We start from the raw sequence: 12,604 nt of genomic DNA, 5'->3' as shown, positions 1-12,604 counted from the left end.
CAAAGCGCTCTCAGCGAATATCAATCACAGGCGTTAGACACTCCTGCAAACTCAGGCCACCGTGGTCGTAATGGGAACCTGCTCGGAAGGCTTTGATGCCTGGAGCAAAGGCAATATTAACATGGTTGTTCCAGTACCAGGGCGCCGTAATATGTTCACTGCTCGCGGCACTTTTCATCATAGCGCAACGCAACGTTTTATCGATGGTGGCGTTTTTGTTTAACGTGGCTTTTGGCATGCCACCGGGAACCCATAACCAGCCATGGTCGGTGACAATACGAATATGTTGCCAGCCTGCCTGCTTCAAACCGTGAACGCGGGCGATGACTTCATCGAGGATATCTGCGATGCGGCTTGGTAAGCGCAGCTGCTCTTTATGCCCCGCCTTATCCAGATCACCGGTTTGCACCCAGGCAAGGCCACTAGGATCACCGGTTTCAACTCCATCCAGATATTGCCAGCCTTCCTGCTCCAGCAACTTTTTAAAGCTGGTGGGCGACAGATCACTACCACTGCTTTTGACCCGAGGGATAAAGTTGCTGCTATCGACATCGCCATCAAGCAAGGCCTTGATCGGCATCACCGCTGCTTTGGCAGTGGCAGTCAGCGAAGGCAAGGCTGACCACTGCGTTGACACCGCTACGGAATAATCCACTTCCAGGCTTTTGGCAAATTCCCGCGCCACATCAAAACGCAGCCCGTCGACGAAAAACACCACCTGACTGGCGGTCTGGTAAGAAGCTGTAGCGCATTCCCTGATTTGATAGTCGCTGCTGTTGTATCCATTCTCTTTGATTAGTTTCTGGAAATATTCGGCGCGGCTTTCCAACCAAGGCGTGTAAATCACCTTCAGTACACCTTCGATCGCCTGACGATGGCTGTCGTGTTGAGCGCAGGCCATGGCTTGCAAAGCCGCGTAGTCCAGTTGCCAAAACTCACGTTCATAGGCACTGGCCATAATATCAATATCGGGCCCGCCAAAAGGTTTGTTTTTCAGTTCAACCAGTTTGTCAAAATGCGGCAACGCGCAGGCATAAGGGGTGTAACCCAAACGAGACCACAGGCTTTCGTTTCTACCTGCGTGTTCTGACTGCAATCGAGTAATCTCAGGCTCAATTTCCAGATCACTCTTGTTGGCCATATCTGCAAAAGTTTTGGCCAGCACCTGCTCCTCTTTCAAAGCGAGCGACAAATAGCATTCGGAATTGAGTGCCAACGCCAGCGGCTCAACTGTTTCCAGCTGTTTGAGCAACCCTGGCAGTCGTTCAGCCATATCCTCGAAGCGCGCCCACAGTGCCGACCAAACTGGCTGAGGCTGTTCACACAGGTTGGCTAAAAACGTGCTGCGATTGTTGGTATCGGCATTCAGGCCATATTCACGCTGGCAGTATTGCTGCAGCATGGTTTGGCGCATGGGCGACCAGCTATCTGCATTGGCTGGGTTATCCAACCAATGCAACAGATCACGAAGCGGGTCTTCTACCACCAGCGCACCCAATTCGGCAGAGGTAATGCGCTTGCCTTGCAGCGTATTCACCTCGGCTTCCAGCAAGGGCTCCAATACCTGTGACAGTGTCTCCTGGGTCACTTTGTCTTTGGCGATATCCAGTTCCAGGCCAATGGTGTTATTGGCCAAAAAGCCGGAGACCGTCCAGTCACGATTATTGTTGGGGGTGGACCACCAGCGGGAGCGATATTGCAGCTCGGCCAGCATGGCTAAATGGCCAGGGCAGGATTCAATGGCGCGAAGCTCACTGCGAGAAATACCAGGCAGATAAATCACAGGCACTTTGTCTGTTTCAAGCGGGCTAGCAAGACCTGCAATCACGCACTTAAGCCACACTGCCGGGCCGGTACGCTGCTCCGGGTTGTAGTCGCCCAGTTCCAGCAGCTCGGGCATGGCGCTTTTTAGCAGCGGCATGGCGGGTTGCCAGGCCGCGTCTTTATCCGTCCATAAAATCGCCGCCGGAGGCAAGGCCAGTAAATCGGCCTTATCCCCGAGCCTGCGAATATGTTTGATCAAGGCGTCAATAATCTTCATGCGTTGTTGCCGCCTTCCAGCTCAAGTGTGTCAGCACCTGCATCAACACCAGCGGCTTTGGCCTTTTCAGCCTGGGCTTTGGCATAGGCTTCACGCGCTGCCTGCTTTTCGGCTCGGGTCAGGTGGTGGTCATTAATGCGGTCACCCTCTTTACCACCGTATTCGAGGCCAAGGTAATACCAGGGGGCACTTGGCACATCCGAGCCCCGGTCTTTTTTCCAGTGGATATTGGGTTTGGCACGCAGAATACCCGCGCCTTTTTTAGCCACGTCTTTGGCGGTCATAAAGGGGCGAATATTCAGGCGTACACCGTCATTCAGGTCTGGCTGCCAACCGATCGGTTGTTCGTGTAATGGCTTCCAGCGAACGAAAATATCGTAACCGCCAGCACCATCATTGGTGGCCTCACCCTGTTTGATGGCTTCCAACTCGGTTTTCAGGGCCTGGGCGGCGCTTAACCGAATGTCCGCCCCATCCACACCCTGTTTAACCCCTTCGGCTTGCTGGCCAATCCAGTCGTTCAGGTAGGTATAAATCAAGCGGTCGAGGTTATTGGCATCAAGCTGATGGTAGTTTACCAACGCACTGAAACCGTCTTTTAAGCCATCCCAAACCTGCCAGATAAATGGGCGATGTTGGAATAGTTTGCAGTGCTGCTCAAAGAACTTATCGCGCAACCATACTTCCAGAGACTTGGCCCCGACGCTGGCCAATAACTGCTCACGCACAGTGTTTGACCAGGCATCGCCATAAGCGGCTTCCAACATCAGCTCCAGACGATGGGCTGCGGTTGCTTCACCACGCAGCGCAGGCAAACAGACGATGCCATCGTCATCAACCAAATCACCCAATAATTCATCGCAGCGATTTACCCAGGCGCGTTGTTCTTCTACCAGCTCCATCTCTGGGTCCAGCTCCGCAGGCCAGCGGTAACCTAATAAGCGTGCGGTAGCGATTTGCAACACCGAATCGTCGATACGCAGTTCACCTTCCTCAATCCATTTGGATTCGTCGCTCCAGATTACTGAGCCACAAGGGTGGCCATGAAAAATCCATTGAGTGGGATCGTTGGTGTAGGGTTGCGGGAGACCGTTGGGGTATTCTTCTTCGGCTACTTTTTCCCATCGCTGTTTGTCATAAACAATTTTTACTAATGTTGAATTTGTCACTTTTAAAGATTGATCAATTTCACGAACCGAGTCGTTGAAAAGCTCTGAAGCACAAAAACACCATATAGCTTCCATGCTTAGAGAGTCATCAGGAATTAATACTGCGGTGTTGTTATCAAAACGACATCCAGAGTAAATAGCTACAGGGAGATCTCCCATACTGCTGACAGCCAATCCAGGGTGCCCCCAAACATCCTGACCGCGTTTCCAGTTTTGGACGGCGTGATTCGTACCCTTCATTTCTTCAGCAAGAGAGTAAAGAGCTCCCTTGCCCTTTTGCCAAAATATGACTTGTTGCAATCCTGCAAAGTGCTGAGTTTGGGATACTGTCGATTGTAGAAACTCCCAGTTCTCTTGAGTAAGAATTTGCTCCCAAAAAAACCTATAAAAACGCTCACTATCACTTGTTAAACAGCCTGATCTATCAATTACACATTCTGAAAGCAACGCTTCCCCTCTAGATAAATCAAAACTCACTCTGAAATCTGGGTTTTCCAGCTGTACAGCCTGACTAACCGACTTCACTTCCTCTACCAGCAAGGCCTCGGCTTTATCCGAAGCTGTTTTGTAATCAGCAACATCTAAGCCACGCAGTTTATGGGTGTTTTTCTCGTCAGTATTGCCGAGCGACAGCGCTGGCTCTTTTTGGCCACGGGTAATTCCCAACAAGATGGCCTTCACTACTTCGCCAGAAATAGTTTCAAACGCACCACTCCCCATACGCGCCACCATATTCCAGGTATCCTGGGTCAGTAGCTGTTCGCGGAATTTTTTATAGCTAGTTAAAAATAGCCAGTTTTGTGGCAGCACCACACTGGTATGGCCTCCCTGGGTATTCATTTGAAGACAACGATCAAGGAACACCGTAGCTAAATCTGCCTTGGCACCTGAATGAAATGTTTCCGAGAAGTTTTTAAGTATCTCGTTCTGCTTACCACTCTTTAAATACGGCACATTGGTAATTACCCAGCTGTATTGCTGGCTAAGTAATTGCGCGGCCTTGGTCAGGCCCTGAGCGGCGACCTGGGCTTCAAAGGTAGTTGCATCGCTGCTGCTATCCAGCGCCTGGGTTAACGCTTGCTGCAGGGTTGGCCAGTCGACAATTTTCGCGGCGTCGCTGCGGCGTGGGTTAATCAGGCTACCCAACACCGGCGCGTGCTCGAAGGTTATTTGTAACCAGTCGAGGGCAATACTGAGATTGTTCTTTTTCTGCTCGGCGCTGTCTGCGATGGCTGTACTTTGAGCGGCAATTTCTTTTGCCAGTTGCTTCCATTCACCTTTAGCTGAACCAATAGCGGTGCCACTGCAGGCCAGTTGTAGCTCGGGCAGTTTGCGATAGCCCAGTGGCTTACCGGTTTCATCCGGGTAGCGCCAGGCTTCCAGGGCGATGGCGAAGGCGGCCAGTTCCACACAACGCTGATCCAGCTCCAAACCGTGCAGGTTCTGGCTCAGTACCTTGTTTACTGCCTCTTTGGCACTCAGGCCTTCGTCGGCCATACGCAGAGGTACCAACATCAAGAAGGCGGCCACCAAGAAGTGCCCCGAACCACAACAAGGGTCGATCACCGTGAGGTCTGGCAGCTGCTCTGGCCACTGTTCAAACGTGCCTGCGGCGGGTGCCCAGGCGTTGTTTTCGCTCGGTGGCTGGTCGGCGTTGGGTTTTACAAAGCGCAGATACTGCAGCGGTACACCCGGTAAACTGGCGGCTTGGCGCAGTTCGGCTTCGGTGGTGGTGGTGGTGATATCGTTTTGCGTGAGCTTGCGATTAGCCCACCAGGCACCCAAAGCGTTGTCGAGCAGAAAGCTCACCATATAGGGCTCGGTAAACAGCTGAGTCACCGGGCTCAGTTCTTCAGCTCCGATTTTGACGCCCGAGGCGTTCACGGCGTTTTTGCGTTCGCTCTGCCAAAACTGATACAGCCAGCCCAGAGCATCCTGGGCCTGAAAGGTGTCCGGGTGCAGATTAACAATCAGCTGTTCCAACTGACGTACCGCATCGATGGGCAGCACGATTTTGAGCGCAGGTGAGCTAGCACGGAATACCTGCGGCAGCATTTGAGCCGCCAGTACACCAGCCGCTTCCCAGCCATTACGAGCGTCCAGTTCAGAAGCCAGCTCGTCACATTCTTCCATTGTGACGGCATACCCTTCACATATCAGCAGGTTGTTTTGTGCCAAAAAATAGGCGAACAACATGCGGTGCCAGTGTTCGTAAGCGACTTCGCCCACCAGATGCTCAATTTGCTGGCTGTCGTCACTGTTTTTAATATCACCCAAAGTGCGGCCATGGGCACGCAGCTGGACACGCAGTTTGGCATCTTTGGGCTGCAAATAACTGGGCGCACTGCCTTCGCCAACACCCAGGCGTTCGATTTCTTCGCGTGCCGCTTTTTCGACCAGCGCACGGGCCTGACCAACGGTTTTTTCCAGCTGGCCACGCAGGGTTTTGTTCAGTGGTTGGCGCATATGAGTTGTTGTCATGTGATTACCTGTTGATTCCTACTCACTGCCGTTAAATAACGGAGACTGGGCCATTGGAGAGCTTGGCGCGAATGCTGGCTTCAGACTCTGCCAACCATTGTTTCAGCTCATCTTCGTTACTGATCACTTTGCGTGGCGCATGCAGGGACTGTACACGTGGCTGCAGACGACGGACGGCCTCGGCCCGTGCGCGATCAAATTTGGAAATCAGCGAGGCGGTGCGGTCTTGCCATTGCCCCAGGGAGCAACGCTCCAGACTGGTCAGCACCTTGTCGTTACTGCTCAGATCCAATGGTGGCATGGTAGAAACACTGAACTGCTGCAGCACCTCTTGCTGCTCGTTGGCCTGTAATTTTTGCCACTGTTCATCCGATTCCAGCTGCAGTAAGCAGCGGTCATATTCTTTCTGATACTCGCTCTGGTGATGAACAATGGCATCACGCAGTTTCGAAATGGCATCGCGAATCAGCGGCTTAACCGGGTTAGGATCAGCCAATAGGCTGCGGTTACTGATAATGGCCTGTTGTTCTTTTTGCAGATCGACATAAAAGGCCATATCCCGGCACAGTGGCATCAGGCTAAGGAATTCACTCCAATCCTTTTGGCGTTCTTTAATCAGCTCAATTTTGCCTTGCCACTCTTCCACATCCGCTTTGATCTTTTCCTGATTAATGCAGATTTCTAGCAGCAACTCGTTACCTGAGTACTGCATGATGTCATCCAGGTAACTCGGCACCGGACTCGCTGGCAGTGGTGCATCCCCCCCCGCCTGTCGGGCAATGGCCTTGGCTGCCTGCAAAGCAGGCATTGCGGCACTGGCTTCTTCGCCAGGCTGCACTTGCTGCCCTAGCACCTGCAATACGCCCTTCACCTTGATCAGCTGCATATTGGTCAGCTGTACCTTTTCTGGCTTAAAGTTGGCTTTGGCAATATCACGGCGTTCCAGGTTTTTGGCATCTACTGCCTGACCATTGATATTGGCGTTCAACTGGCTGCTGGCCAGCATCGCGACCAGGGCACCGTCAATGGCATCAGATGGCCAGCCGTAAGGTTCACCCAAGAAGTTCTGTTGAATTTCCTTGCCGGTTTTGCCAACCCCCAGATAACGGCTGATCGCTTCTGTTACCGGGTGACTATTACCCTTACTGCCGCTTAATAAATCGAGAGCAGTTTCGCCTCCGGTTTTACGGGCAGCGTTGTAGACCTGAGCCCACTTTGGATCGTCCGCTTTATCAAAGTCCGTGTACAAACGCTCAATCGCTTTACGACCAGCACTTGTCAGTTGTTCGGCGGTGGTATCGCCATCAACATCGCTGCCACCGGCCATCTTGATTTGAATGCCAGCAAAGATTTCTTTGTTGATGACATCGATTCGGCCTTGGGCGACCGCCATACGGTGCTCCATGGCAGCTTTGGCATCACGTCCCGCTTCGGTTTTAGGTGTACCTTTATTGCTTAGGGTCTGCTCTGCAGCTTTCAGCTCGATCATGGCGTCAACCAGATCGCTCTTATGCAGATTCGGCACATACAGCAGAATAGTCGCCTGATCAGAAGTGGCTCCTCGAGCGGTGTGAAGGAAATTTTTCTCTGAATCGTTGTGAACCCAAACATAGAGCTTGTCTTTCGCATCGGCTGGCAAAGTCGATTCGAAGCAGGTACTCAGTGGGCGCGGTTCGGCACACTGGCCTTGAGTCAGGCGAGTTTGACCGACCATTCGGCGAATGTGAGTTTGCACCATCTCCAAACGCATGTTTTCAATGCGATTCAGGTTGCCATTCAGCTGGTTTTGTTCTGATTTAAAGTGGTCGTACCACTGGGCACTTTCAGGCGTTTGCAGGCGATATTCGTTGTGACCGTGCTTGTTCTGGAAGGTCATCAACAGACCTTCTTTCACCAGCTCATCCAGCAAAGCTGGCACCTGTTGACGCATGCTGTTTTTCTCGCCCGCCAGATCTTCGATCATCAAATCGGCAAGGTAGTCAGCTGTCGCAACAATGCCGTGGTCAACGTCGGTTGGAAGCTTACCAATCAACAACACCAGTGCCAGCACACGGGCCTGCTGTTGCTCAGTTGAATCACCGTCTGCTTTGCGGCTGATAGTCTCGTGAATGTCTTTCGAGATGACCTGTGCTTGAACCAGCTGGGTTTTCAACTGGTCATAGATGAAGTCTGCAGGCAGTATGTTACCGAGCGCCTTGTCTGCGGTGCTTTTACAGGCATCGTGCACAATTCTTAGTTGGGTGCGCAGCTGGGAAACGGTACCGGTGGCATCCAGGGCGTGTAGAACACGGTCCCAGAAGCGACGGCGAACTGGCAGCAGTGGATAATCGGCCACCATGTTCTTTTCATCAACCGCACTGTGTTCAATGACAGAGCCATGTAAGTGGCGGGATATTTCGCCCAGATGGCTGTTCAACTCAGCCTGAATCTCTGCGCGGGCAGATTCTTTCTTCTGCAGGATCACTTTACGGATTACCGAATCCACGTCGGTATCTTCCAACTGTACTTTCAGCTGGAAACGCCCCATCAGGCGCTGCAGGTTTTCGTTACTGCTCAACGCGCTCTGACCGGTTGCGACAAAAATTACTCGTGACTTTAGCAAAGAGGAGGAACAAAGCTTCTCAACCACGTGCTGTACATCGTGAGCGCGGTCTACTTCGTTACCAATAAACTGCTGAACTTCATCCAGCACAATAAGAGTCAGTGGTATTTCACCGTTTTCTTCCAACACATCAAAGAAGGTTTGCTGCAGCTCAGCGTCGCTGATTTCTTCCGTTTTTTGGAACTGACTTGCGAGGAGCTTACCAACAGCAACCGGAGATTCTGCCAAGTCCGGGATGTGTTTAAGCAGTATTTTATGGAGGTCTGGGGCCACATATAAATTACGTAGAGCTTTGGTCCATTGCTGCTCACCCAGCTCTTGTTTAATGGTGTTTAACAGACCTTGCTGTTTCAGCCAGATGCAAAAACGTGCAAGGTGGTATTGCTCAGGCATCCCCAATGAGCGAAACAAAATAGCGAGTACAGCCAAACGAACGTTTTTGGTTCCTGCGCTACCGATGGTACCAGATGCATGATGTTTGCCTGGCGTTTGTACTGCGATGCTATCCAGCTCGTTAAAAAGCTCGATAGTACTGTAGGGTAGATCTGCCAGTGATCGTGCGCTTTGGTCAGCAATATTCTCATTGGACCAAAGGGCCGCAAGCATTTTCGCCAGATGTGATTTACCCGAACCGAAGAAGCCCGAGATCCATACCCCTTGCTGTTCTTCTCGGCCTTTAAAGCAGCTAATGAACTGCGACAGTATATCTTCAACGCCTTCCTGGTAACGGCCATCACAAACGAAGGTTTTTAGCTCGTATTCCAGTGTTGCCAGGGATTCTGCATCACGGCTATCACCAACTTTAGCGACCCCCTGGTTTTTCAACAGGTGAGTGGTCGGATCGTTTTGGTAGATGTCTTTGTTTAACATGAGAAGTCCTTATCCTTTTAATGCAGTTGCCAGATAGCCCCAGCCGTTTTTTGCATCGAGTAGTCGATAGGTGTTGCCGTCTTTTTCTCCTGGGAAGAAGACCAACAAGCGACCTTGAATAACGTCAGCTAACTGGCGAACCAAATCGGAGACAGAAGTAATACCAAACAAGGTGCCACAACCCAGTAGTGCCACTGCGGTTTTGCTGGCGTCACTTTCATTGTTTGCTTGAATTTTTTGACGTAATTCCTTCACCAGGTCTTCAGCGAAGAATTCGTAGTTTGCTTCCAGGTATTCTGGATTTTCGTAATAGGCCTCAGCGTAGTCTTGCTCAGTCAGCCATTTTTCAAATGAATGGGTTATATCGAGTAACAGCCACTGGTAGCCATGCCAGGTGGTGGCCTGTTCAAAGGCTTCAACACGAGCGCGCAGTTTTAGTTCATCTTCCGGTTTGTAAATGGCAAAAATAGAGCGCTCCTCACCGGAGGCAACTACGGGCCAGCTGAGACTAATGTGACTCTCATACTCTTTGAGAAGGTTGCTGATGCGATCAGCCATTCAGAATTTCCTTTTCGTGTTCGTTTAACCAATTTGGGAAACGTATCTCAACAACTTCCCCTGCATGGGTGAATTTAATCAGTCCGCGGCTATGTGCATTATGTGCCTGTGCGACGATCTCATCTTGATTTAGGCCAAGCAGCTTCACCCACTGACTCTTCAACGCGATGCTACCATCCTCACCATTCAAATGAGCGATGAACAGAGCAAAAGCCACATTAGAAGCACCAACGCTTGGCTGACTCCTCACCTTCTTAGTACGGCCTTGTAGAAAACCAGCTTGGGTCAGGCTGCCGTTGATGTTTTGGGCAAACGAACTCAGCGATGATGGACTATAGCCACCTGGATTATGTTGCTCTAGCAACTCTATAGTATGTTCTTTGCTGTAAGGCTCACCAGCGGAGATTGAGCTCAACATCGGTAGCGCTAGACGAAGTAGGGGGTCGCGGCAAAAAGCCAGCTGCAACGCCAATATAGGCCGTTTTTGTGCGTCTGTCTGCTCCCACAGGGCTAGAAAGTTGCGGTACAGACAAACGTCCGTTTTCAGGCTGTATAAATCCACTAAGTGTCGATACGTTAGTTTACGGCTATTCGCGGTACTTTTATGCAACACGTTACAGTGAATGATGTCATCTTTAATCGTTTGCAAAGGCGAACCATGAGGGTGCAAAGTTAACAGTTCGTTGAGTTCTGTAATCATCATGCTTCGCGCAGAGTGCGCACCACTCATGCCAAACTTGAAGCCTAGCTGTTCTAATTGAACTTTATCGGAATGAGCCGCCATATTTCTCAAAATTATCTCCAGACTTTGCGTCTCAGCCAACAGTAGTTGGCAATTATAACCTTCAGCATATACACGTTGCCAAGTTGTTGTACATTATATATTTATGAGAAATATAAGTGGCTTACAGGGCTACATTTCTTCAAGGTAGATATAACGATAGTAAGCCCTTCAACGCCTTTGAATTTACGGTTCAACAAGTGTTCTGAAATATGGCTGGGGTGTCAATAGAGGCTGTCCACCACTTGGTCTTTTCGGATGAATTTTACCTTACTTGATGATACCGATGTAAGCCAAGCTTATGTGGCTTATTTACGTGAGTTACGCAAGCAGGCAAAACTGTCACGAGCGGCGCTTGCTGAGCGAAGCTGCGTACCTGCGGCCACCATTAAGAAATCTGAGCTGACCGCGCAAATTTCATTTCGCCAATTGCTTTTGCTATGGCAAACCCTTGATTCGCTAGATAGACTTTATCAGCTCACACAACCTAGCAAAGAACGCGCTGCTATGCCCATGAGTATTGATGAGGTGCTAAAAGATGAGTTTTAAACCCATTCAAAAACTCGCCGTAACTCGCACCTTAAGCTCAGGTGAGCAGGTTGCTGTAGGGGTCTGGCGCAGAATCGGCAAGGTGTTTTTTCCAGTATGCAGACGGCTATTTGCAGCAGTTTGGTAATTTATCGCTTTTTACCTTGCAACCGAATACGCAAGTTCAAGCCGCACCTAAAGCGCCGCATCAAGGTCTACAAACTGTTACCTGTGAAGTCACTTTGTGTAGACCTATAACTGCTGAATTTCCCCGTTCGGTAAAACGTATAGAGGAGTACTCAACTCGCATTGCACACTTTTATGCGAGTATAAAGCAGTCCCTCAATAGCTCCCTTTCTTCTTTGCTGATGCCCGCTTGTTGAGCAAGGGCTTCCCATTGAGAAACGGCTTTTAACAATCTTTGGTGGATGGCCTTGGCTTTACTTTCAGTAACGTGAAAATACGCTGCAACGTCAAATGCTAAGTCAATCGAAAGCGCGTTGCTTACGTCATCAATATTAAGGTGTAGACCAGTAGCGTATAACATAGGATTGATATCGTAAGCAGGAGATAGCCGCCAACCAGAGGGCTCCAGAATGAATCCATGATTTCTAAGATGATCATCACAATTAGATACCATAATATTAAACAGTATTCTGGTCCAAAGTTGTTCAAGATCTGCCTGAGTATTCGAGCCGTGTTGGATCAAAAACTCAGCCAACTCTAAGTAACTTGCCCCTTCATCCTGGCCATCAAAGTACTCTAGTTGAGTCATCGCAGAGCTGAAGTGTAACCGCTTCCCTGTTTCGGTACGGTCGAACCTTTTTGTTAAAAAAATATGATAAATCCTCAGCAGAGGGCCTCATAGTGCAAGGTTTTATGGCCTTTCATTAAGCCAAGATCGTAGCCATCTAACAGCCAGTTAATCTGTTCGCCGGTGAGAGATAGCAACTCATCCGATGCTTTGGGCCATTTAAACTTTTCTTCTGCCAAACCTTTGTAATAAAGCACGAAGCCATTGTCTTCCCACATCACGCACTTGATCTTATTACGATGCCGATTAGTAAAGGCATACAAGGCCCCAGAAAATGGGTTATGTCCAAGTTCTTGTTCAATCAACACCGCTAACCCATGAGCCTGCTTTCTAAAATCCACAGGGTCTCGGTACAAAAATATCTGGGGTAGATTTAAAGCAGGACGCAGATAACGGGGTTTCATAAAGCAGCGACGAAGCGAGCCACTAATGAAATATTATCCGAATCAATGCCACGTATGAGCACACCATTGGGGAGCTTGATTTCTAAATCACTAGCCTGCTTGGAAGGCGGTGCCAGTACTACCGATACTAATTTCGATCCGTTTGGCGAGTCACCGGCAGGAGAAAATTTCTGCCGCCAATAGCCGAACTGGTGATACACCAAGCCTTCTTGTTCACAGAACGTTTTGGCGGATAATCCAGATGACCGCCACTTTTCGATATGGGCAGCCCAAGCTTGGTTTAATGCAGTGTTTGTGCTCATGTTGATTACCTCGTCGATTATTTATTGGGACGAAGCACAGTGTGTAAGGGACTA

Annotated in this window: 9 protein-coding genes; 1 reads left to right on the top strand and 8 read right to left on the bottom strand. The window is 50.0% G+C overall.

Annotated elements, in window-relative coordinates; all coding sequences use genetic code 11:
• Window positions 1-10 precede the first annotated feature (10 nt).
• The 5 genes from pglZ to ACFQ45_RS16850 are packed head-to-tail and all read right to left on the bottom strand — an operon-like array spanning window position 11 to window position 10,514.
• Window positions 11-2,041 (bottom strand): BREX-1 system phosphatase PglZ type B, encoded by a 2,031-nt coding sequence (gene pglZ / locus ACFQ45_RS16870; protein ID WP_377369800.1) that lies wholly within the window; start codon window positions 2,039-2,041, stop codon window positions 11-13.
• Window positions 2,038-5,691 (bottom strand): Eco57I restriction-modification methylase domain-containing protein, encoded by a 3,654-nt coding sequence (locus ACFQ45_RS16865; RefSeq protein ID WP_377369798.1) that lies wholly within the window; start codon window positions 5,689-5,691, stop codon window positions 2,038-2,040. Before ACFQ45_RS16865 ends, pglZ begins: the two co-directional genes overlap by 4 nt.
• Window positions 5,692-5,722: 31 nt before the next feature.
• Window positions 5,723-9,163 carry a BREX system P-loop protein BrxC gene (gene brxC, locus ACFQ45_RS16860; RefSeq protein WP_377369796.1) on the bottom strand — a complete coding sequence of 1,147 codons (3,441 nt, stop codon included), beginning with the start codon at window positions 9,161-9,163 and terminating at the stop codon, window positions 5,723-5,725.
• A gap of 9 nt (window positions 9,164-9,172) precedes the next feature.
• Window positions 9,173-9,721 (bottom strand): BREX protein BrxB domain-containing protein, encoded by a 549-nt coding sequence (locus ACFQ45_RS16855; protein ID WP_377369795.1) that lies wholly within the window; start codon window positions 9,719-9,721, stop codon window positions 9,173-9,175.
• Complete coding sequence (locus tag ACFQ45_RS16850) at window positions 9,714-10,514, bottom strand: hypothetical protein (protein ID WP_377369793.1); 801 nt, start codon at window positions 10,512-10,514, stop codon at window positions 9,714-9,716. Before ACFQ45_RS16850 ends, ACFQ45_RS16855 begins: the two co-directional genes overlap by 8 nt.
• Before the next feature lie 246 nt (window positions 10,515-10,760).
• Here ACFQ45_RS16850 and ACFQ45_RS16845 point away from each other — a divergent pair, with 246 nt between their 5' ends.
• Window positions 10,761-11,051 (top strand): helix-turn-helix domain-containing protein, encoded by a 291-nt coding sequence (locus ACFQ45_RS16845; RefSeq protein ID WP_377369791.1) that lies wholly within the window; start codon window positions 10,761-10,763, stop codon window positions 11,049-11,051.
• Between the two features lie 298 nt (window positions 11,052-11,349).
• Here the strand turns inward: ACFQ45_RS16845 and ACFQ45_RS16835 are convergent, their stop codons facing one another.
• Genes ACFQ45_RS16835 through tnpA form a run of 3 tightly spaced genes read right to left on the bottom strand, consistent with a single transcriptional unit; the run spans window position 11,350 to window position 12,550 of the window.
• On the bottom strand, window positions 11,350-11,868 hold the full coding sequence (locus ACFQ45_RS16835) for a type II toxin-antitoxin system HipA family toxin (protein WP_377369998.1): 519 nt from the start codon (window positions 11,866-11,868) through the stop codon (window positions 11,350-11,352).
• Window positions 11,869-11,879: 11 nt separating this feature from the next.
• On the bottom strand, window positions 11,880-12,248 hold the full coding sequence (gene tnpB, locus ACFQ45_RS16830; protein WP_377369789.1) for an IS66 family insertion sequence element accessory protein TnpB: 369 nt from the start codon (window positions 12,246-12,248) through the stop codon (window positions 11,880-11,882).
• The gene (gene tnpA / locus ACFQ45_RS16825) at window positions 12,245-12,550 is read right to left on the bottom strand and encodes an IS66 family insertion sequence element accessory protein TnpA (RefSeq protein ID WP_377369787.1); all 306 of its coding nucleotides are present in this window, start codon (window positions 12,548-12,550) and stop codon (window positions 12,245-12,247) included. The genes tnpB and tnpA overlap by 4 nt, the downstream gene beginning before the upstream one ends.
• Window positions 12,551-12,604: the final 54 nt, after the last annotated feature.

It is taken from the genome of Rhodanobacter aciditrophus (assembly GCF_042679525.1).
Classification (GTDB): Bacteria; Pseudomonadota; Gammaproteobacteria; order Pseudomonadales; family Marinomonadaceae; genus Marinomonas; species Marinomonas aciditrophus.
Note: the sequence above shows the minus strand (reverse complement) of the source record. Positions and strands in the feature narration are given on the sequence as shown.

What these genes read in the sequence shown, in the direction of transcription:
- pglZ (WP_377369800.1), bottom strand. Translation starts at nt 2,041, where the DNA reads ATGAAGATTATTGACGCCTTGATCAAACATATTCGCAGGCTCGGGGAT.
- ACFQ45_RS16865 (WP_377369798.1), bottom strand. Translation starts at nt 5,691, where the DNA reads ATGACAACAACTCATATGCGCCAACCACTGAACAAAACCCTGCGTGGC.
- brxC (WP_377369796.1), bottom strand. Translation starts at nt 9,163, where the DNA reads ATGTTAAACAAAGACATCTACCAAAACGATCCGACCACTCACCTGTTG.
- ACFQ45_RS16855 (WP_377369795.1), bottom strand. Translation starts at nt 9,721, where the DNA reads ATGGCTGATCGCATCAGCAACCTTCTCAAAGAGTATGAGAGTCACATT.
- ACFQ45_RS16845 (WP_377369791.1), top strand. Translation starts at nt 10,761, where the DNA reads ATGAATTTTACCTTACTTGATGATACCGATGTAAGCCAAGCTTATGTG.
- tnpB (WP_377369789.1), bottom strand. Translation starts at nt 12,248, where the DNA reads ATGAAACCCCGTTATCTGCGTCCTGCTTTAAATCTACCCCAGATATTT.
- tnpA (WP_377369787.1), bottom strand. Translation starts at nt 12,550, where the DNA reads ATGAGCACAAACACTGCATTAAACCAAGCTTGGGCTGCCCATATCGAA.